Here is a 22,463-nt window from a genome sequence, read left to right as displayed (position 1 = left end):
GGATGAACGAAAAAGAAGGATTGATTCATTGCCAACCCTTCTTTTCTTCTGTTAGTTCTATATCGATGCTTGCAGCACCTTTACCGGTAAAAAATAAAGCTTATAGTACTTTTTCAAGAAATTCTTTTGCCCTCGGAGTTTTCGGCTGAAAGAAGAAGTCATCCGGATTCCCTTCCTCGACGATTTTGCCGTCATCCATGAATATGACCCTGTCGGCCACTTCTTTGGCAAACCCCATTTCGTGGGTGACAATAATCATGGTCATCCCGGATTTCGCCAGGTCTTTCATGACGGACAATACTTCCTTTACCATTTCGGGATCAAGGGCGGATGTCGGTTCATCGAATAACATGACTTTCGGTTCCATCGCCAGAGCCCGGGCGATTGCCACACGCTGCTTCTGCCCCCCTGAAAGCCGATTCGGAAATTCACCGCTCTTCTCCTTCAACCCCACCTTTTTCAATAATTCGATGCCCATTAGCTCTGCTTTTTCACGCTTTACTTTCTTCACCTTAATCGGCGAATAGGTTACATTTTCAAGCACAGTCATATGAGGAAAGAGGTGAAAATGCTGAAAGACCATCCCGACTTCCTGTCTGATTTGACCGATATTCTTATTATCAACAGACAACCCCTCGAATTGAATGGTGCCGCCGCTTGGCTGCTCCAGATAATTCAGGCATCTCAGCAAGGTGGACTTCCCGGATCCCGAAGGACCGACCACCGCGAGCACCTCACCTTTTTGAACCGTGATGTCAATACCTTTCAATACATCAAGTTTTCCGAATGATTTTGTAATCGCTGTTCCTTTAATCATTTCCTTTCAGTCTCCTTTCAAGCAGCTTGCCGAGCAGTGTCAATACCATGACCATAATATAATAGATGAATCCTGCAAGCAGGAGCGGTTCAAAGAACGAATAAAGATCGCTTCCGACCATATACGATCTTCTCATTACATCCATTGCCCCGATCACCGTGACAATGGCTGATTCCTTTGTCAGCGTGATAAATTCATTCATTAAAGCAGGCAGGATGTTCTTTATCGCCTGGGGCAGAATGATATCCTTCATTGTTTGACTGTAGGGGATACCGAGGGCCATCGCAGCTTCCTTCTGTCCCTTATCTACAGCATTGATGCCAGCCCGGATGATTTCCGAGATATACGCAGCCGAGTTTAATGAGAAGGATAGAATTGCCGCAGTATAAGGCTCGATCTGTGTCCCGAACAGCTGGGGCGATCCGTAGAAAATAATCATCAGCTGCAGTACAAGCGGTGTCCCCCTGAAGACAGATGTATAAGCGTCAGCAAACCACACCAGCGGTTTGACTGGACTGATTTTGAATAATGATAAAATGATGCCGAATAAAAATCCGAGAATGCCTGCTGCCCCGACGATCATCAGAGTGACCTTCAATCCTTCCAGGATAAAAGGGATCGATGGAAGCAGTTGTGCAAAGTCAAGTTTCATATTTCATCCTCCGTCACTGTGTAAATTGAAGAAAGGCCAACCTTTGTGGATGGTCAGCCTTTCGTTTTCGTTTGCCGCTACCTTTAACCGTTGAACCATTTTTCCGCTAGTTTATCGAGTTCCCCGTTTTCCTCTAATTTCTTTAAGGCAGCATTGAATTCTTCTGTAAGTTCGCTGTCCTTAGGAAAAGCAATGGCAGAGCCTGCCTCTTCTTCGTTGACCTTCATCGTTGAACCTTGAAGGTCATTGTTCTTATCCAGGTAGCCGGCGGCCACTGTATTTTCAATGATGATGGCATCGAATCGGCCATTTTGAAGATCCTGGATCAGCTCAGGAATACGGTCCCTCGTTTCCACCTTCAAATCGATGGAGGACTGCATGCCCTCTGCTTCATCCTGCTGAATCGAACCTAACTGAACCCCGACCGTCTTGCCGTCCAGATCTTTTTCCGAGGAAATCCCGCTGTCTGTCTTTGTGATGATCATGTTCTTCGCCGTGTAATAGACTTCACTGAAATCCACATTCTTTTTTCGCTCCGGGGTCGGTGTCATCGCCGAAAGGACGAAGTCCACTTGACCAGTCTTCAACGCGGTGATAAGGCCGCTGAACTCCATATCCTTTATTTCAACCTCATATCCCAGCTCATCCGCCAGCTTATTGGCAAGGTCGATATCGTACCCTATGAATTGGTCGCTGTTTGCAGTATCCACGTACTCAAAAGGTTTATAGTCTGCGGATGTACCCATGATCAATTTTTTTGAATCACCGGATGCAGTGCTGCTTTCCTTCGAGCCGCATGCAGCAAGACCGGCTGACAATAATAGTGCTAAGGATAAAATTAGAAGCTTTTTCATTTGATTGTTGCCCTCCTGTTATGAATAAATATAAAAATTAATGTATATTAATTAGTATATTTGTAGTTTATCAGGTTTTTATTTTTATGCAATACTTTTTATATTTATAAATTAATGTTTGTATTTTCAGAAAACAGGTACCTAGATATCTATGGGGTTTGGATGCCGCTGTTTATTTCCGGGCAAGCCTTCGCTTTTGGAAGGGTGGTTGGTGAGCTTCGTTATTTTTGGCAGGAACTGTTCCAATCTGGAAAAAAAGGTTTAGGGAATCGATATATATTTACTTATTTTCCCAAGTGATGGAATTATCCTTAAAATTAAAAGATTAATTGTCAAAATTAGAAGAATAATGGTCAATATTCAAAGATTAAAGGACCGAATTCAAAGATTATCAGCCAAAACTCGAAGATTTGTAAAATTATGTAACTTTCAATAGTAAAAACTCACTCACAAATACAGCTGCACGGCCTCTAGTGGGTCATTTACACCATATAGTCCAGTCTTTCGGCTGTTTCAACCGATTTCAGGATAAAGCATTGAGCAACCGGCTATATTCCGTGGTCGATCCCAAAATCCCCGCGCTTTTCTGATAGGATTCTTCGTTCTGATCTCCGCTGGTGATGAGTAAAAGGCCAATTTAAATTGAAAATAGTTATAAAAACCTGCCGTGTACTGCCCGGCAGGCCAAAAAACATTACGTTGAATTACACAATACTGTAAACGCTCCTGATGAGGCTGTCTAAATACATGAAAGAGCGGGCTTTTTGTCTATATGCGGGGTGGAATCTTTCGAATTGACAAGGTAATCTTCGAATATGGCCCAATAATCTTTTAATTTTGACCCTTAATCCTTCGATTTCCACCATTTATCTTTCGATTCCGGCGATAATTCCGTCACTTGTAAAAATAAGGAAACACAAACCCGTCCCTGCCCCCAAACAAATCAAAACAAAAACCCGGACCAATTTAAAATGGTCCGGGTTTAACTCAAGGCTCAAACAACACTGTACAAGAGCCGATTCCTGAAGATGCTTAAACTTCTTCGCAATATTCATCAAAATAGGATTGAAGCTTGTTTACAACCGACATCGGATCGTGTCCTTCGATTTCATGTCTTTCTACCATTGTCAAGAGTTCTCCATCTTTTAAAAGGGCGAAAGATGGTGAGGAAGGCGGATAGCCGGTGAAGTAACTGCGTGCTTTAGCGGTTGCTTCTTTATCCTGGCCGGCGAATACCGTTACAAGCTGATCCGGTCTTTTATCATAATGGATGGCATGTGCTGCTGCCGGGCGGGCGATTCCGCCTGCACAACCACATACTGAGTTAATCATGACAAGTGTAGTGCCCGGCTTGATGAAAGCCTGTTCCACATCTTCTTCTGATGTTAATTGTGAATATCCTGATGCCTCCATTTCCTGACGGGCCTGGCGGACGATATCGTTCATAAATAAATTGAAATCCATATCCATTTTATGACGCTCCTTTTCAATGCTCTATGTCTTTATCATTCTTCACGGTAGACGAAGTTTGATGTACCCCCATCATACCAAGTTTGTCCCTTTATTTTCAATTAAAATTGACTAAAAAGGTGTGAATTAAGACTTCTTATACAGTTGAAGCAGTTCTTCGATGGCTTTGGATGTGGTCAGGTCACCGCTTTTGATTTTTTCTTCCATTCGCGGGACTGCCGGTTTGATTTTTTCGTCCAGGAAGAAATCTGACAGGATCCGGTCTTTTAACATGGTGTAAAACCATTCTTTCTTTTGGCGCATCCTTCTTTCCTGAAAACTGCCGGTTTCTTTGGTTGTCTTCTCGAATTCATTTATGACATCCCATAACTCTTTCAAACCGCTTTTTTCAAGGGCTGAGCATGTATACGCCCTTGAGTTCCATCCTTTTGTAGCCGGCACTAGAAAGTGAAGGATCTGGTTCAGTTCACGTCTCGTCTTTTCAGCGAGCTGCTTATTTTTCCCGTCCGCTTTATTGACGACCATGGCATCTGCGAGTTCCATGATGCCTTTTTTCATCCCCTGAAGCTCATCTCCCGCGCCGGTGATGGCGAGTAAGAGGAAGAAGTCGACCATCTGTCTGACCATCACTTCACTCTGCCCGACTCCGACGGTCTCGATGATCATGATGTCATATCCTGCAGCTTCACACAAAAGCAATGTTTCATTCGTTTTCCGGTGAACCCCGCCGAGCGTGCCCGCTGTCGGGGACGGCCTGACGAACGCCTTTGGATTTTTGGAAAGCTGCTCCATCCTTGTTTTATCCCCGAGGATGCTTCCCCCTGATAAGGAGGAGCTTGGATCGATTGCAAGAACCGCGACAGAGTGCCCCTGATTGCACAGCATTTCTCCAAACGCTTCGATGAAGGTGCTTTTCCCTGCCCCGGGGACTCCCGTAATCCCGATCCTGAGGCTGTTCCCGGTATGGGGCATCAATTCCCCCAGAAGTTCCTGGCCCCATTCATAGTGATGGGGGGCGTTGCTCTCTATGAGTGTGATGGCTTTTGCCAAGGAACTGCGATTTCCATTCAGGACCCCTTCTTTCAATGCTGGAATTGAAATGGAATCTTGTTTTCTCTTAACAAATTTCCTCTTTTTCTCCGGCTTCCGGGAATCCATTATTCGGTCACTTCCTCATAACCGAGGACTTCATAGATTTCCTTTATCACCTTCTGTGCTGCCACCGGTATGATTGTACCAGGTCCGAACACGGCAGATGCCCCGTTATTCAGCAGGAACTCATAATCCTTGGCAGGAATGACGCCGCCTACGACAATCAATATGTCTTCCCTGCCGAGTTTTGCAAGCTCTGCTGCAAGCTGCGGCAGGAGGGTTTTATGCCCGGCAGCAAGGGAGCTGAACCCAATGACATGCACATCGTTTTCGACTGCCTGCAGTGCCGTTTCCTCCGGCGTTTGAAACAGCGGTCCGATATCGACGTCAAATCCAAGATCGGCGAATGCCGTACTGATCACCTTCGCACCCCTGTCGTGCCCGTCCTGGCCCATCTTCGCAATCAAGATACGTGGTCTCCTTCCTTCGTTCTCAAGGAATTCCTCGGTCATTTCCTGCACCACTGCAATTTCATTTTCATTCGAGAAATTTGAACTGTACACGCCGCTTATGCTCCTTATCGTCGCTTTATGCCTGCCTGATACTTTTTCGACTGCACCGGATATTTCACCGAGGGTTGCTCTGGCCCGGGCTGCGTCAACTGCCTTTTCTAGAAGATTCCCTTCCCCTGTCTGCGCTGCGTTCGTCAAGGCGTCCAGTGCTTTCAGGACTTCATCTTCATTTCTCTCATCTTTTAATTTTTGGATTCTCTCGATCTGCTTTTGTCTGACGGCAGTATTGTCAATATCGAGTGTTTCAATTTCATCTTCTTTATCCAGACGGTACTTATTGACGCCGATGATCGATTCTTTACCTGAGTCGATCATTGCCTGCCTTCTTGCAGCAGCTTCTTCGATCCTCATCTTTGGCAGACCTGTTTCGATCGCTTTCGTCATCCCGCCGAGCTCTTCTATTTCTTCAATATGCTCCCATGCCTTCTCCATGAGCTGCTGGGTAAGGGATTCGACATAGTGGGAACCGGCCCACGGGTCGATGACTTTTGTGATCAAGGTTTCTTCCTGCAGATAAAGCTGGGTGTTACGTGCGATCCGTGCTGAAAAGTCAGTCGGCAGGGCGATGGCCTCATCTAGTGCGTTCGTATGAAGCGACTGGGTATGGCCCATCGCTGCTGCATGCGCCTCAATCAGGGTCCGGGTCACATTGTTGAAAGGATCCTGTTCCGTCAGGCTCCACCCTGATGTTTGGGAGTGGGTCCTGAGCGCCATTGATTTCACATTCTCAGGGTCAAATGATTTCATCATCTTTGCCCAGATCCTTCTCGCGGCACGCATTTTTGCCACTTCCATGAAATAATTCATCCCGATTGCCCAAAAGAATGACAGCCTCGGTGCGAAAGAATCGATGTCGATCCCCGCCTTTAAACCGGTCCTGACGTATTCAAGCCCGTCTGCAAGGGTATAGGCAAGTTCGATATCGGCAGGTGCCCCCGCTTCCTGCATATGATATCCCGAGATGCTGATGCTGTTGAATTTAGGCATGTTCCTGGAGGTATACTCAAAGATATCCGCTATGATTTTCATGGAAGTCTCCGGCGGGTATATATACGTATTCCTCACCATGTATTCTTTTAAGATATCATTCTGAATGGTTCCTGAGAGCTTCTCCTGCGGGACACCCTGTTCTTCTGCCGTGACGATATAAAAAGCCAGGATCGGCAGCACAGCGCCGTTCATCGTCATGGATACCGACATTTGGTCAAGCGGGATCCCATCGAAAAGTATTTTCATATCGAGGATGGAATCGATTGCCACCCCTGCTTTTCCGACGTCCCCCACCACTCTTGGGTGATCTGAATCATAGCCCCGGTGTGTCGCAAGGTCGAAGGCCACCGAAAGTCCCTTTTGCCCCATGCTTAAGTTTCTCCGGTAAAACGCATTACTTTCTTCTGCAGTTGAAAAACCTGCATATTGACGCACGGTCCACGGCCTGTTCACATACATCGTCGGATACGGCCCGCGGGTGAACGGGGCAATACCAGGCAGATCTTCACGATGGGCCATAGTCTTGGTATCTTCCTCTGTATAGAGCGACTTGATCGTTATATTTTCATTTGTTTCATAGGTGCTGCCTGGAGCAGGAAAATCTCCCGCAGCAGCCCTTGGGGAATACGGGTCCATTCCCTGCCAGTCGGGTTTAATCATTTCTTTTCCTCCTCCCAGATGGTCAGTAGATCATTCAGTTTCTCCAGCATATTCTGGTTCCGGTGGATACAGCCGTTCAACCCAAGCTGAGTCCAGGCCGCCATCTTCTCTTCGTTCAATTTACCTGCAGCATCGACTTTTATTTGTGAATGGTATTTGCCGGCTGTCTCCACGATCAATGGGAGCCATGAATCATATTCTTCATCCCGGCCGCAAACAACATAATATGGATAATTGGTTTCTTCCATGAAGGCGAGGACATCCTCTTTCGTAAAACAAGGACGGCTCAGGTGGGAATGGATGCCCCCTGTGGACAAGAAACCACTGACAAAATCTGCGCGCGGCTTGTGACTCTTCAGTTCACCCAGTCCAATGATTCCTGCGGCCGGTTTTTCCCCTGACCTTCTTATTTCTTCAGCCCTTCTTCTGAGCTTTTCAAACGGCAGGGAAAGCCTGTAGTCATCTGACGGTTCCACGCCGATAAGCGAATCTTCAGGATTTGCATAAATGTTGGTGCCAATCATGGATTGTGAACGCGTGGATAAATCAGCAAGCCTCTTTTCCAGCACCTTGTTCACGCTCTCCTGGATATCACCTTTCTTCAGTAAATCGGCCATTCCGCCTTCCGAATCGATCCGCAGGAATTCCGACCAGGCTTTTCTTCCGACCTCTTCGGTCAGCCATTCCACATAATAGGACCCCCCGGCTGGATCGATCACTTTATTTAAATGAGCTTCTTCCCCAAGGATCAGCTGTATGTTGCGTGCAGCCCTTTCAGAAAGCGGGGTTGTCTCACCCGACACGCTGTCAAAAGGATGTACAACCAGAAAATCGACGCCGGAAAGAACGGCAGAAAATGCCTCTCCGCCCGTCCGGAGCAGGTTCACATGGCGATCAAGGGCTGATTTATTGAACTGTGATGTCTCAACGCTGATACTGATGAAGCGTTCACATAATTCTTTATCAATGCCATAAGAAGTAAGAATGTCCTTCCATACCTTTTTGAACGCTCTTATCTTGGAAAGTTCCATGAAGAAGTGACTTCCTGCCGAGAAATGAACATGTATCTTTCCAGCAATCTCTTCAGGGGACCATCCCTTTTCTTGAAATATATCAAAATATAAGACTCCCGTACTAAATGCATAGGCAAGCTCCTGCACTGCATTCGCTCCCTGATTGTGATAGGGTGTCGTATTGATGATGATTGTCTTGATGTGCGGGAGGCTGGATGACACAGCGACAGTCTTTTCTGTCCATTCATCAAGCTGGCAATCACCCTGCTTGAAGGCAATTTCAGAAATTGGATCATATCCGATCACTCCGTGGGAACCTTTCAGCGATTCATCGCTATCCGCCAAGGAAGACAGTCTGTCAGCCAGAACGGCATTATTCTTCTCAATGTTGAATAAAGGCAGATTCTCTCCAGCAGTCCCGTGGATAAAGTTGTCAAATCCTTCATCCATTTGCATATCTTCCACCGAAAATGACAAGCAGTTTTGTCCTCTTGAAATTGCTGCTTGCAGGGCATGTGTTAATTCATCCCACGTTCCCCTTTTTATTACTTGTGCGATTTTCCACTCTTGAACGGAGGAAACCTTTTTATTCACCCCCGGTATATAGGACTCCACCCGGTCGTTTGCGGGAAGATCTTCCTGGGTAAACAACGGCTTAAGTTCAATCCCTTCATACGTTCCGGTATGTAATGATTCTACGCTCCTCCCTTTCAAGGCTTTCTTTGCCGCTACCTGCCATGCTTGAAGATTGGGAGGATCGAATGATTGATTCTTCATCTCACTAAGCTTCATATGTACCCCTCTTTCATTTCGCATTTTTGAAATCGTTTTCAAAATTATACTCAACTGCCCCTTTGTTTCTTTTCGCTGCCGGTTTTGATAAAATTCGAAATTTTTATTTAATACTATTTCAGTATATAAAAAAAATCTCTTTTCTTCAATTCTTCATTAATATCAGAAAAAAGAAGAGCCGGCATGCCGGCTCTTCCCCCTTCTTGATTCTTTATTTTTTAGCGTTGATGTAAAGCTTTCCTTCTGCACGTTTAGTGGTTACATTTCCGAAGTCGTCAGAGATCTTGACTTCAACCACGGCCCCAGGTGCTTTCACATTGGACGTTGCCGTGTAGTATCCTACATAATGTCCTTCAGAAGTTTCCATCATCGGAAGTTCAGTTGCGTTCGTCAATTGTCCTCCTGCATTCGTCAGCGGCATGTGGATGGCGAATGTTGCATCCAATCCAGGTTCGCTGTCAAATTCGATTTTTACCGATTCACCTTTTTTCAATTCTTTATCTTCAGCCGGAAGAAGATTATCGATTTCAATGTCGCCGAACTTGGCAAATACCGTTACCGATTTCTTCTTTTTGTTGCCGGCTTTATCTTTTGCAACAACTTGAATGACATTTTCTCCCTGGTCCAGAAGAAGTCTGTGGCTGAATTCGCCGTCTTTCACAGTTGCTTTTTCCCCATTCACTTTCACCCATGCAAGGTGATCCTCGTTAATGGTTCCTTTTACCGTGATGGCCTCGCGATTTGTTTTCAGTCCTTCTTCAGGAGAAGTGATGGCGAGTTCCGGCTTCACCTGATCGAGCGTGATCGTAACAGGTTCGGAAGCCCCCGTCATACCCTGCTCTGTTGCAGCTTTTGCCGTAATGACATTCTCCCCGTCATCCAAGGTAACATTTGCAGAGAATGTACCGTCTTCAGCCGTTTCAGCTTGAGCCACTTCATCGTCCCCATTGTATAGATGGACGGTAGTGGTAGGGGCTGAAGTACCTTCAACGGTGACCGATTCGTCTTTCGTATATGAACCGTCTTTAGGTGAAGTGATGACTGGTGCAGTCACTTCGTAATTCACTGTTGCACGGATCATATAGTTTCCTTCATCTTCTGGAGAAGGCGACCATGCTCCCCCGACCAGCTGCCAGCTGCGCGCAGCGTATTCACCGTCTTCATCTGTACCTAATCCAGGTGCGTTAGGGTTAGGGGCAGATTGGATGTAGACCATATAGAAGTCTCCATCGACCATGATTCCGTGTTCACTAAGATCGACGTGCGTCCATTCGCCATTTCTTAAAGCAGTTGCATCAAATGGACCTGCGAGCTTCTTACCTGGTGCCCCGTCAGTTCCGGAAGCGTCGTAAATTGCCACTTGGAAATCAGTTCCGCCCGGTACCGGCCATTCTGTATCCCAGAATCGGAATAGACCTCCGGTTACCATTGCTGAATCGTTTCCTTCTTCCAGTGACATCTTAACGGCCCACCCATTACCTGCATCATAGAAGGCACGTGCATTTTCAGCTGTCCCATCATCGTAACCGATTTCACCAGGGTAGCCGATGAATGGCTCAAGGGAAACGTCCGCTTCAGCAGCTTCCCCGCCTTCAATGGTCACACTCACCTCTTGGCTGTAGTAGTAAGGTGCAACGATTTTGAGCGTATATTCACCTTCATAAGCTTCGAGTTCGTATTCACCGTCTGCATTTGTTTCAACCGGAGTTACCACGGCATCTTCCATCAAGAAGACTGTCGCACCTTCGACAGGTTCGCCTGTCATTTGGTTGGTCACAACACCCGAAACAGTTCCGCGCGGGATTTCTTCCAGCGTAAAGTTCGCTGTTGAAGTTTCATCGGCTTCCACTGTGACACTTTGTGTCTGTGATCTGTACCCGTAAGTTGAAGCCTGTAGTGTAAATTCTCCTGCAGCATGGGTCATTTGATAAGATCCATCTGCCGGATTCGTATAAGCAGAACGTCCAGTTTCAAGCACAGTAACCTCTGCTTGCAGCGGTAATAATACCGGAGCAGGAGAGTTGCCTTCCACAGGGGCTTCTTTCTTGGCAGGCTCAGCCATTTCAATCTTATTAGGATTCACACTAGGTTTCTTTGAAACCGAAGCCGAGCTGTCACTCTTAGACTTTAAACCTAACTTTGCTTTGCCTGCAGGCATAATGGATTCTGCACTCAATTTCACATCATCCAGATACCATCCTTGTTTCACGACGCTTCCATCCGTCGTCACATTGAATGCCACATAAACACGCTGGCCGGCATATTCACTTAAGTCTACCTCGCCGTCGATCCAGCCGTCCGTCACATTATTTACACGCAGAGCCTGAGTCCAGTTCTCTCCGTCTGTTGAGACAAATACGTGACCGTAATCGTAGTTTCTTTCAAGTTCATGCCACTGCTTGAACTGAAGGAAGCTGTTCCCTTCCGGCAGGTCGATCGGAGGCATCTGCAGGGACATATTCGCGCGATTATCATAATTCCCATCAAGATTCGTTGCATATACTTTTTCACCGGATACTGCGCTGCCAGGTCCTGTAGTCGGAACGCCCCACTCCCAGCTGTTTGCTTCTCCATATGAAGTCCAGCCGGCAGGAGTTGTTTCAAAGTCCTGCTCATATCCAACTGTGATACCCGGTAATAAAGCTACTGTATACGTATCACTGTCGGCTTCATTTCCGCCGTAGTCAGCAGCAGTCCACTTATAATTCACTTCGTCACCGGTCAGATCCGCACCCGGAATGACTGCTTCGTAAGTTCCGGAAGTATAATCGCCGGATGTTCTTGAAGCATCAACGGTAACCCACTCACCATCAGCTTTTTGATAGCTAAGGGATACATTTGTGACACTGATATTATCATTTACATCCGCTTGCAGAGGCAGCTCCATACCTTTGAATGCCTCCGCCGGAGCATCGTGGGAGATTTCAGGAGCTTCCGAGTCATCTCCTTCTTTCGATACATTTCCTTCAATCTTACCTATTCCGCTCATGACTGATGAGACTGCATCAAATGCATTCACAAGCCCATGGCCATAACCGTTATTCGGGGATTCAGGGAATGTGCCGTCAGTCAACGGTACTGCTGTAGACGTCAGGATTTCTTCGATATCATCGACTGTCAAATCAGAATTAACCTGCTTTAACAGTGCGGCTACAGCCGATACGTGCGGCCCTGCCATTGATGTACCGTTCCAGCCGCCTTCATAACCGCTGCCAGGGACAGATGAACGGATGTTCACGCCCGGTGCTGAAATTTCGGGCTTCACTTCGTCATATGGAGAAGGTCCCTGTAAAGAGAAGCTCGCAAGGCGATTGCTGCTGTCAGTCGCACCAGTAGCAAACGACTCAGGATAGTTTGCCGGTGTCGCTACCGAACCTGGTCCACCCGGGTTGAATAAAGTCGTGTTTCCTGCTGAGAATTCAGGGAAGATTTCCGCTGCTCTCCATGCAGCAACCATTTCGCGGTACCATTCATCTAAGCCAGGTCCGCCTCCCCAAGAGTTATTGACTACATCCGGAGCCATTTCAGGATGCGGATTCCCTTCTGCATCAGTAGGGGCGAGAATCCATTCACCTGCCTCCAATAAGTCAACATCTGTTCCTCCATTGGCAGTGAATGCCTTAACCGCAATCCACTTCGCTCCAGGAGCAACACCGATCTGATTATTTCCATCTGGTTCAGAACCCACCATTGTACCAGTTACATGTGTACCATGTCCTTGATCATCATAAGGTGTGCCCTGGCCTGCTGTTGCATCGAACCAGTTGAACTCATTATCCGGGGTATCAGGATTTTGAGGATCAAACCCTCTGTATTTTTCCTTCAATGCCGGGTGATTCCATTGAACACCGGTATCGATGGATGCGACTACCGTACCGGCACCGTCGATTCCCATATCCCATACGGCCGGTGCACCGATCTGCTCGAGGTTCCACTCGATTGAAGCCGGCTTATTGTCCGCTTTTTCAGCCTTTTTCACATCCAGGGTGGCTGCAGAGCCATCTGCTTTTACCGGCTGGATGAGCTGGCGGGTTTCATTCGGAAGAATTTTCGCTACTTCAGGATATTGAGCGATTTTTTCCATGACTTCTTTTGTACTTGTGACTGCCATACCGTTGACTACGTAGAAATCCTTCACGTTTTTGACGGCACCGCTCTTTTTCTCTTTGTTTAAGTATTTTTGTACTTCTGCTTGAGTTTCAAGTGCAGTGGAACGCAGCTCTGAAACAACCATATTACGCTTCAGCAACTTTTTATTATTAGCTGTAAGCTTTTGTTTCTCGGCTTTTTCAGCCGCTTTTTTTGCTACGCCCTTAGTGTCTACCTGCTCCTTGAACTTCACTAAGTATGTGACGTGCTTATCTTTCTTGAATTGATCTTGGAGCTTTGATGTGATTTTCGATTGCGGACTTACTTTTGCAGTATCATTCACCGACGTAGAAGCCTTTCCTTTTGCTACAGTCGGCATCGAAGTACTTGCTGCGTTAGAGTTGAATGGAAACATTAGTGGAATGAACATTACTAGGGTCAATACGATTGAGAACCACTTTCTCTTACTTCTTCCCCTCATTTAATTCCCTCCCGGATTATATTGATGTTTCCTTCAAAAATCCACCTCCTCATATAGAATCACCTGGTAAAATGTAGGTGTTACACCAAAGATAACCAAGGTTAATTGTAAAATGTTGTAACTTTTTGTCATTATTAATCTGAATTTTCGGAAAATGAACGAATGGTCTGATTCCTCTTTTTTCCTGAAAGGATGAAAGACTCATATATTCCATAACTTCAGGCATATTCTTTTATTTCAGGTAGAAAAACAGGGGTCATTGGGAGGGGTTTGGGTAAAATGAAAATTTCGATTTTAAAAAATAAGGAATAGGGGTCATAGCGGTTTTATGCTCGGCTTCCCTACCCTGATAAAGCACTACGAAAAAATGTAATTTTTTAGAAGGATTATTCTTCCAGGAATATTAAGGGTGATTGTCCCGTGTTTTCATTTTATCAAGTACCATAAATAGGAAAATAAGCTGATTCAAGGTAATAGAAAAAAGGACTAACCGCTCAGGTCAGTCCTTTTTCCATGCCGGTCTGCCTTGTAAAAAAGCAGTATCCCGAATATTAATATACAGACGTATTTTCCTTAGAAGTATTCTCCAGAATCTCTTTGATCCGCTGGAGGAATCTTCCGCAAACAAGGCCGTCAAGCACCCGGTGATCGAGTGACATACACAGATTCACCATATCACGGACTGCAATCATGCCATTATTCATGACGACAGGACGTTTGACAATCGATTCGACCTGCAGGATGGCGGCCTGAGGATAGTTGATAATACCCATTGATTGGACAGAGCCGAAAGACCCGGTATTATTCACTGTAAAGGTGCCGCCCTGCATATCTTCGGACTTCAGCTTGCCGCTCCGCACTTTTCCGGCAAGGTCCGTGATTTCACGTGCAATGCCTTTGATCGTTTTTTCATCTGCATTTTTGATGACCGGAACGAATAACGCATCGTCCGTTGCTACAGCGATCGAGATATTGACGTCTTTCTTCTGGATGATTTTATCCCCTGCCCACATTGAATTGATCTGTGGGAACTCTTTAAGTGCCTGGGACACAGCTTTCACGAAGAAAGCGAAGAATGTTAAGTTAAAGCCTTCGCGCTGTTTGAATTCAGTTTTGAGTGAGTTCCTGTATTCCACTAGGTTTGTCACGTCCACTTCCATCATCGTCCAGGCGTGTGGAGCTTCATGCTTGCTTCTTACCATATTGGATGCGATGGCTTTACGGACACCTGTAACAGGTATTTCAATATCTCCCGGCATGACCGGTACATTCGGTGCAGGTGCTGCCTGCTTCGCAGCCACTGCAGGCTGAGCTTGTTCTTTTACAGGAGCTTGCTGTGGTGCCTGTGCTTCCGCTTGTTGTGTTTCAGATGCATCGCCGGCTTTAGGGATATTTCCGGATTCGATGATTTTCTTGAGATCTTTTCTGGTGATGCGGCCGCCGCTTCCTGTGCCATCCACCTGATTCAAGTCGATATCGTGTTCCTGGGAAAGCTTCAATACGGCCGGAGAATATCTCGCCTTATTTCCGGCTTCTTTCTTCGGCGCTTTGTTTTGGGCAGGTGCCGGAGATGATTTCTCACCTGCAGTCTCCTTCTTTTCCTCTTTCGGAGCGTCTTCCGAAGGCGCAGAGCCGCCTCCTTCCACTTCGATCGAGCAGATGATCTCCCCGACTTCCAATGTATCTCCTTCATCAGCAATCAATTCTTTTATCGTACCTGTAAAGGATGATGGCACTTCGGCATTTACTTTATCCGTCTGCACTTCTGCAATCGGGTCATATTTATTGACAGTATCGCCGGGAGATACGAGCCATTTACTGATTGTACCTTCTGTAACACTTTCCCCCAGCTGCGGCATCTTCATTTTTTCTATACCCATGAGGAACCCTCCTAACGTTTTGCTTTCAGTATGTTTGTTGGATTAAAATTCTGCGAGCTCTCGCATTGCTTTTTCTACTTTGTCCGGGTTGATCATAAAGTATTTTTCCATTGTAGGAGCATATGGCATTGCAGGTATATCAGGTCCGGCAAGCCGCTTGATCGGTGCGTCAAGTTCGAACAGGCAGTTTTCTGCAATGATGGCTGATACTTCACCCATGATGCTTCCTTCTTTGTTATCTTCGGTTACAAGCAGTACTTTACCGGTTTTAGAAGCAGCTTCGATGATGGCTTCCTTATCCAGTGGATAGATCGTTCTTAAATCCAGGATATGAGCTTCGATTCCATCCTGGGCAAGCTTTTCTGCAGCCTGGAGTGCGAAGTGGACGGATAGTCCGTATGTGATGACAGTGAGGTCTTCACCTTCCCGTTTCACATCCGCTTTCCCGATTGGAAGCGTGTAGTCATCTTCAGGAACCTCGCCTTTGATTAAGCGGTAGGCACGTTTATGCTCGAAGAAAAGAACCGGATCCTCATCACGGATCGCCGCTTTCAACAATCCTTTTACATCATAAGGAGTCGAAGGCATCACGATTTTAAGTCCAGGCTGATTGGCAAATACTGCTTCAACGGATTGCGAGTGGTATAAAGCTCCATGTACTCCGCCCCCGTAAGGTGCACGGATGACCATCGGACAGCTCCAGTCATTATTCGAGCGGTAACGGATACGGGCCGCTTCGGAGATGATCTGGTTTACGGCCGGCATGATGAAATCCGCAAACTGCATTTCGGCAATCGGTCTCATACCGTACATCGCAGCACCGATCCCGACACCTGCAATGGCTGACTCTGCAAGTGGAGTATCAATTACGCGCTCTTCGCCGAATTGGTCATACAGCCCGTGAGTCGCTTTGAATACACCGCCTTTTTTCCCAACATCCTCACCAAGTACGAATACTTTTTCATCCCGTTCCATTTCTTCTCTAATCGCCATAGTTACGGCATCAATGTATGAAATTACTGGCATAGTCTATTCCCCCTTACTTCTCTTCTGCGTATACAAACTTCATTGCCGATTCAGGGTCGGCATATGGAGCATTTTCTGCATAATCTGTTGCTTCGTTCACTTGCTTCATCACGCGGTCATTGATTTCTTTTTCAAGAGCATCATCCATTACGCCGGTCTCTTTCAGATAAGCACCGAATGTAATGATCGGGTCGTTCGTTTTTGCTTTTGCCACTTCATCCGGAGAACGATAGCTTCGATCATCATCGTCTGAAGAGTGAGGAGTCAAACGGTAAGAAACCGTTTCGATCAGAGTAGGGCCTTCTCCGCGGCGGCCGCGGTCTGCCGCTTCTTTAACTGCCTTGTATACTTCCAGAGGATCATTTCCATCAACCGTGTATCCTGGCATTCCGTACCCGATAGCACGATCTGATACATTTTCACATGCCAATTGCTTTTCAATTGGAACAGAGATTGCGTATTTATTGTTTTCACACATAAAGATAACCGGAAGCTTATGTACCCCTGCGAAGTTAGCACCTTCATGGAAGTCACCCTGATTTGAAGAACCTTCACCGAACGTTACGAAGGTGACAAGGTCTTTCTTTTCCATTTTCCCTGCAAGTGCAATTCCTACTGCGTGCGGGACCTGTGTCGTAACAGGTGAAGACCCGGTTACGATATTATTTTTCTTTTGACCGAAGTGACCAGGCATCTGGCGTCCGCCTGAGTTTGGATCTTCAGCTTTGGCAAATCCAGAAAGCATCAATTCCTGAGCCGTCATGCCGAATGTCAGCACAACACCCATATCACGGTAGTATGGAAGGACATAATCCTTTTCTTTATCCAATGCGAAGGCTGCCCCGATTTGTGCAGCTTCCTGCCCCTGACATGAGATGACGAATGGGATTTTCCCGGAACGGTTCAATAACCACATACGCTCATCAATTTTTCTAGCAAGTAGCATCGTTTCATACATTTCTAATACTTTTTCATTAGAGAGACCTAATTCTTCATGACGATTCTCTGCCATATCATTTTACCTCCTGCGGGTTAAAGTCTTTATGAGAGGGAAATGAAATCCCCCTCTATGTTTTAGGCTCTTTTCTCATACTTTTCTGCTTTACACATAAGAAAATACCGGAACTTGGGTATTTTCGGGTTTTCTGCCCGTCTCTTATTTAAGCTTGATTTCGAAAAGAGCACGTCCACAATCTATATACAGGCTGGAAGCCTATTTACGAAAAGCAACAAACTTTTTGGAAACATCCTTGTTTTAAGAATGGATCGCTTTTCCGTCCACTGCCAATGCGGCTTCCCCTATCGCTTCTGATAGAGAAGGATGCGGGTGGATGGTATGTCCGATTTCCCATGGGGTTGCGTCAAGAACTCTTGCAAGTCCAGCTTCGGAAATCATGTCTGTCACATGAGGACCGATCATATGGACACCAAGGATATCATCTGTATCCTTATCGGCAATGATCTTCACAAAACCATCAGATTCACCATAAACAAGAGCCTTCCCGATTGCCCTGAAGCTGAATTTCCCAACCTTCAGCTCGAAGCCTACTTCCTTGGCCTCTTGTTCAGTCATCCCGACGCTCGCAATTTCCGGATTGCTGTAAATGCATTTTGAAATCAATGAGTAGTCAATCGGCTGCGGTTTCTCATTGGCCAGGTGCTCAACAGCTGTGATGCCCTCGTGAGAAGCAACATGAGCCAGCTGCAGACCGCCGATGACGTCACCGATTGCGTAGATGTGTGATTCTTTCGTTTGGAAGAAATCATTTACTTCAACAAAGCCTTTTTCTATTTTGATGTCGGTGTTTTCCAGGCCTATTCCCTCTACATTTGCCTGCCTGCCGACAGAGACAAGGATTTTTTCAGCAGTGAATAACTTCTCTTCGCCCTTATGTTCAGCATTGATCGTTACATTTCCGTCACCTTTTTGCAGGGATTCCGGGAGTACTTTTGCACCTGTTACGATTTTCACGCCTTTTTTCTTCATTAATCGCTGCATTTCCTTTGAAATTTCATGATCTTCAGTCGGTACGATTTTGTCAGCGTACTCGACTACCGTCACTTCAACGTCAAAGTCGGATAACATGGAAGCCCACTCGATACCGATCACACCGCCGCCGACGATGATGATTGATTTCGGCAGCTGTTCAAGTGACAGCGCTTCATCTGAAGATAAAACATATTCACCGTCGATATCCAGCCCCGGCAGGGAACGAGGACGCGAACCTGTTGCTACGATTACATTTTTCGGGATCAGCATCTCATTCTCTTCGCCATTGTTCATCTCAACCGAAATCGTACCTGGCATAGGAGAAAAAATAGATGGGCCAAGAATGCGTCCGATTCCCTCGAAAACATCGATTTTTCCTTGTTTCATCAGGTGCTGAACACCTTTATGAAGCTGTTCGACGATGCCATTCTTACGGGATTGGACTTTCTCGAAATCAAGTTCCACACCGTTGATTTTCACACCGAAGCTGTCACTGTGTTTCGCAGTGGCATAAACTTCCGCACTGCGTAAAAGTGCTTTACTCGGAATGCATCCTCTATGGAGACAAGTACCCCCAAGTTTCCCTTTTTCAACGATAGCTGTCTTCAACCCTAATTGTGATGCGCGGATAGCGGCGACATAACCGCCCGTACCCCCGCCCAGAATGACTAAATCATATTCTTGTGCCAAAGCTGCATCCTCCTCAAACTTATACTGTTGCTTCTTCTTTTACTGTTCCGGGATATTCTTTATGGTCTTCTTCATTTTTAAGGACTCTGAGAGCACCTTCAGCCAGCGCCTGAAGCTCATTCTCACCTGGATGGATGATGACATCAGCTATCCAATTTATGCGTTCACTGATTGCCTTGACGAAATCCTTGCCATACGCAAGTCCCCCCGTTAAGACGATCGCATCGACCTTTCCGTTCAGAACGGCACTTGCAGAACCGATTTCCTTTGCGATTTGATAGGCCATTGCATCATAAACTTCCTGGGCCTTGCCATCGCCCTTTTCAATCATCTTCTCTACTTTGACGGCATCATTTGTTCCGAGATATCCTACAAGTCCTCCTTGGCCGACCAGCTTTTTCATGATTTCATCCCGATAATAATCTCCCGAGAAGCAGAGATCGACCAAATCGCCGGCAGGCACTGTACCCGCCCTTTCAGGACTGAATGGACCATCCCCATGCAGTCCGTTATTCACATCAATCACTTTTCCGCTTTTATGGGCACCGACCGTGATACCGCCTCCCATATGCGTGATGATCAGATTAAGTTCTTCGTACTTTTTCCCTAATTGCTTTGCCACTCTTCTGGCCACTGCTTTTTGATTCAAAGCGTGGAATATGCTTTTTCTTTCAATCAAGGAAAAACCGGAGACCCTTGCCAATGGTTGAAGCTCGTCCACAACGACTGGATCGACAATATAGGAAGGGATATTCAGTCCCGATGCAATTTCAAAAGCCAATATTCCGCCAAGATTAGAAGCATGCTGACCTGAAAATCCTTCTCTCAAATCTTTCAGCATTTCATCATTGACTAAATATGTCCCGCCTTCAATCGGTCTTAATAAACCGCCGCGTCCGCAGACTGCACTTAATTTACTGATGTTGATGCCTTCTTCATCAAGCGTCTGGAGAATCGTGTTTTTACGGAATTCATATTGATCGATGATATTTGGGAATTCATTTATTTTCTCCGTTTCATGACGGATCGTTTTTTCAAAAATGGACCGGTCATCATCGAAAACACCAATCTTTGTTGATGTCGATCCGGGATTTATGACTAAAATTCGATGTTTTGTTTCCTGCACTGCTGTTACCTCCATTTGGGTAGCTGTTTTATTTTCCTGTATTGAAATATCCCCCTATGACAGATAACCCCTTGTTCCCATCAATCCCTTATATCAGGTAAGAAACGCTTCACTTCTGGAGAAGTCAAGCGTCCTTGTTTGTTTATCAGCGTCTGCTCAGAATATGCTGCCCGTTTTGTAAGAATTGACTTCTTGAACGGCGCATTTTTTCAATTCGTTCTTCCGCCATGCGGTCAGCGGCTACATATGTCGGAACGTTGTCACGCTTTGCAATCTCGATGACGCGCTCAACATTGTTATAGACCTGCTCCACTTTTTTCATCGCTCTTTCGCTGTTATAACCGTAAAGTTCATCTGCCACATTGATTACACCGCCGGCATTGATGACATAATCAGGTGCATATACGATGCCCATCTCATGGATGGCATCACCATGACGGGTTTCTTTCAGTTGGTTATTCGCCGCTCCTGCAATGACCTTGGCCTTGATCTGGGAAATGGTTTCATCATTGATGATGGCGCCAAGTGCACATGGAGCAAAGATATCACAGTCAACACTATAGATTTCTGAAGGATCTACTGCTTTTGCTCCAAAGTCGTTTACAGCGCGATCAACGGATTCTTTATGGATATCCGTAACAATCAGGTTCGCTCCTTCTTCGTGCAGGTGTTTACACATGTTGTAAGCAACATTCCCTACACCCTGCACAGCGATCGTTTTTCCTTCAAGCGAGTCCGTGCCGAATGCTTCTTTAGCTGCTGCCTTCATGCCGCGGTACACACCGTATGCCGTTACAGGTGAAGGATTGCCCGAAGAACCGAATGCAGGTGAAATACCCGTTACATAATCTGTTTCTTCATGGATCAGATCCATATCTGCCACAGTGGTCCCTACATCCTCGGCTGTGATATAGCGGCCATTTAGTCCCTGGATATAACGTCCGAACGCACGGAACATTTCTTCATTTTTGTCTTTGCGAGGATCTCCGATGATAACCGTTTTCCCACCGCCGAGGTTCAGTCCGGCTGCGGCATTCTTGTAAGTCATGCCTTTTGCCAGGCGAAGGGCATCTTCAATTGCCGCTTCTTCCGAATCATACGTCCACATACGGGTTCCGCCGAGAGCAGGCCCGAGTGTTGTATCATGAATGGCGATGATTGCTTTCAATCCTGATACTTCGTCTTGACAGAATACTAATTGCTCATAATCATACTTTTCCATATAGCTGAATATTTTCATTTGAATTTCCTCCCCAGGATCATTACTAGTTAGTGTTTGATAAATGGTTTATTTAGAAGCAGAGCAGATTGCGAGTGCAAGTGAGTATAATTTACTTTCCGCACTGTCTGCTCTGGATGTCAGCACAATAGGTGCTTTAGCACCGGCGATCACGGCACCCACTTTGGCTTTTGCAAAGTAAATCAGTGATTTATACAGTGCATTGCCGGTTTCAATATTCGGGACGAGCAGGATATCTGCTTGTCCTGCTACTTCACTTTGAATTCCTTTGTGTTCAGCAGCCTTGTGCGAGATGGCATTATCAAGAGCCAGCGGCCCATCTATGATGCACCCTCTGATCTGCCCCCTGTTATTCATTGCGGTGAGCGCTGCTGCATCAAGGGTGGCCTGCATGGCGGGATTCACCGTTTCAACTGCAGCGAGCGGAGCGACTTTAGGCGTGGTGACACCGATCGCAGCGGCTGTTCTGACGGCATTTTCTACGATTTGCGCCTTCTGGTTCAAATCAGGAGTGATATTCATTGCCGCATCTGTAACGAACACAAGCTGCTTAAAGTCAGGTATTTCAAACGCAGCGACATGCGATAATACATTTCCTGTTCGAAGGCCCCACTCTTTATTCAGCACAGCTTTCAGAATGACTGCGGTAGGGACATTCCCTTTCATCAGGGCATCTGCTTCGTTTTCCCTGACCGCTTTCACAGCAAGCTCAGCTGCCTTTTGCGGTGAAGCTGCATGCTTGATTTTTACCGCATCATGCGATTTTATCCCAGGCACGCTTTCTTCTATAATGGCTTCTATCTTTTCTTTGTCTCCAAACAAAATGAATTCGGCCATATTTTTGTCGGCTGCCATACCGACAGCCTCAAGTACTTCTTTATCTTCTGCAGCTGCCACTGCTACTACAGAATGTTCTGTTTGGGTTGCTTTTTCCACTAAAGACTGAAGATTCATGAAGGTAAATTTCAACCCTTTCAATAAAAAATTTGTTCCCACTCTACTTACTTGCAAGAAGCGTGCCAACTTTCA

General features: G+C 46.1%; 15 protein-coding genes. All 15 read right to left on the bottom strand.

Going from position 1 to position 22,463, the window contains the following annotated elements; genetic code table 11:
• Positions 1-100: 100 nt before the first annotated feature.
• Positions 101-817 carry an amino acid ABC transporter ATP-binding protein gene (locus ACKA06_RS14470; RefSeq protein ID WP_032087784.1) on the bottom strand — a complete coding sequence of 239 codons (717 nt, stop codon included), beginning with the start codon at positions 815-817 and terminating at the stop codon, positions 101-103.
• The gene (locus tag ACKA06_RS14465; protein ID WP_032087783.1) at positions 810-1,469 is read right to left on the bottom strand and encodes an amino acid ABC transporter permease; all 660 of its coding nucleotides are present in this window, start codon (positions 1,467-1,469) and stop codon (positions 810-812) included. The genes ACKA06_RS14470 and ACKA06_RS14465 overlap by 8 nt, the downstream gene beginning before the upstream one ends.
• An 83-nt stretch (positions 1,470-1,552) precedes the next feature.
• Positions 1,553-2,323 (bottom strand): transporter substrate-binding domain-containing protein, encoded by a 771-nt coding sequence (locus ACKA06_RS14460; protein ID WP_032087782.1) that lies wholly within the window; start codon positions 2,321-2,323, stop codon positions 1,553-1,555.
• 1,032 nt (positions 2,324-3,355) lie between these two features.
• Entirely contained in the window at positions 3,356-3,793 is a 438-nt protein-coding gene (locus tag ACKA06_RS14455) for a BrxA/BrxB family bacilliredoxin (RefSeq protein WP_411159957.1), read from the bottom strand.
• Between the two features lie 126 nt (positions 3,794-3,919).
• Positions 3,920-4,951, bottom strand: a complete 1,032-nt coding sequence (meaB, locus tag ACKA06_RS14450) for a methylmalonyl Co-A mutase-associated GTPase MeaB (RefSeq protein WP_081941101.1) — start codon at positions 4,949-4,951, stop codon at positions 3,920-3,922.
• Complete coding sequence (scpA, locus tag ACKA06_RS14445; protein ID WP_411159967.1) at positions 4,951-7,083, bottom strand: methylmalonyl-CoA mutase; 2,133 nt, start codon at positions 7,081-7,083, stop codon at positions 4,951-4,953. Before scpA ends, meaB begins: the two co-directional genes overlap by 1 nt.
• A 20-nt stretch (positions 7,084-7,103) precedes the next feature.
• Positions 7,104-8,912: a methylmalonyl-CoA mutase family protein gene (locus tag ACKA06_RS14440; RefSeq protein WP_411159956.1), complete on the bottom strand. Its 1,809-nt coding sequence runs from the start codon at positions 8,910-8,912 to the stop codon at positions 7,104-7,106.
• Between the two features lie 211 nt (positions 8,913-9,123).
• Entirely contained in the window at positions 9,124-13,482 is a 4,359-nt protein-coding gene (locus tag ACKA06_RS14435) for a S8 family serine peptidase (protein ID WP_411159955.1), read from the bottom strand.
• Between the two features lie 551 nt (positions 13,483-14,033).
• Entirely contained in the window at positions 14,034-15,362 is a 1,329-nt protein-coding gene (locus ACKA06_RS14430; RefSeq protein WP_411159954.1) for a dihydrolipoamide acetyltransferase family protein, read from the bottom strand.
• A gap of 42 nt (positions 15,363-15,404) precedes the next feature.
• Positions 15,405-16,388 (bottom strand): alpha-ketoacid dehydrogenase subunit beta, encoded by a 984-nt coding sequence (locus ACKA06_RS14425; protein WP_032087775.1) that lies wholly within the window; start codon positions 16,386-16,388, stop codon positions 15,405-15,407.
• 13 nt (positions 16,389-16,401) lie between these two features.
• On the bottom strand, positions 16,402-17,400 hold the full coding sequence (locus ACKA06_RS14420; protein ID WP_058297705.1) for a thiamine pyrophosphate-dependent dehydrogenase E1 component subunit alpha: 999 nt from the start codon (positions 17,398-17,400) through the stop codon (positions 16,402-16,404).
• A gap of 243 nt (positions 17,401-17,643) precedes the next feature.
• The gene (gene lpdA, locus ACKA06_RS14415) at positions 17,644-19,068 is read right to left on the bottom strand and encodes a dihydrolipoyl dehydrogenase (RefSeq protein WP_411159953.1); all 1,425 of its coding nucleotides are present in this window, start codon (positions 19,066-19,068) and stop codon (positions 17,644-17,646) included.
• 19 nt (positions 19,069-19,087) lie between these two features.
• Positions 19,088-20,194, bottom strand: a complete 1,107-nt coding sequence (gene buk, locus ACKA06_RS14410) for a butyrate kinase (RefSeq protein WP_032087772.1) — start codon at positions 20,192-20,194, stop codon at positions 19,088-19,090.
• A 145-nt stretch (positions 20,195-20,339) separates the two neighbouring features.
• Complete coding sequence (bcd, locus tag ACKA06_RS14405) at positions 20,340-21,434, bottom strand: branched-chain amino acid dehydrogenase (protein WP_032087771.1); 1,095 nt, start codon at positions 21,432-21,434, stop codon at positions 20,340-20,342.
• A 48-nt stretch (positions 21,435-21,482) separates the two neighbouring features.
• Complete coding sequence (yqiS, locus tag ACKA06_RS14400) at positions 21,483-22,388, bottom strand: phosphate butyryltransferase (protein WP_058298091.1); 906 nt, start codon at positions 22,386-22,388, stop codon at positions 21,483-21,485.
• Between the last annotated feature and the right edge of the window lie 75 nt (positions 22,389-22,463).

The organism is Rossellomorea oryzaecorticis, assembly GCF_045897515.1.
Lineage (GTDB): Bacteria > Bacillota > Bacilli > Bacillales > Bacillaceae_B > Rossellomorea > Rossellomorea enclensis.
This window is presented reverse-complemented; position numbering and strand designations above follow the sequence as displayed.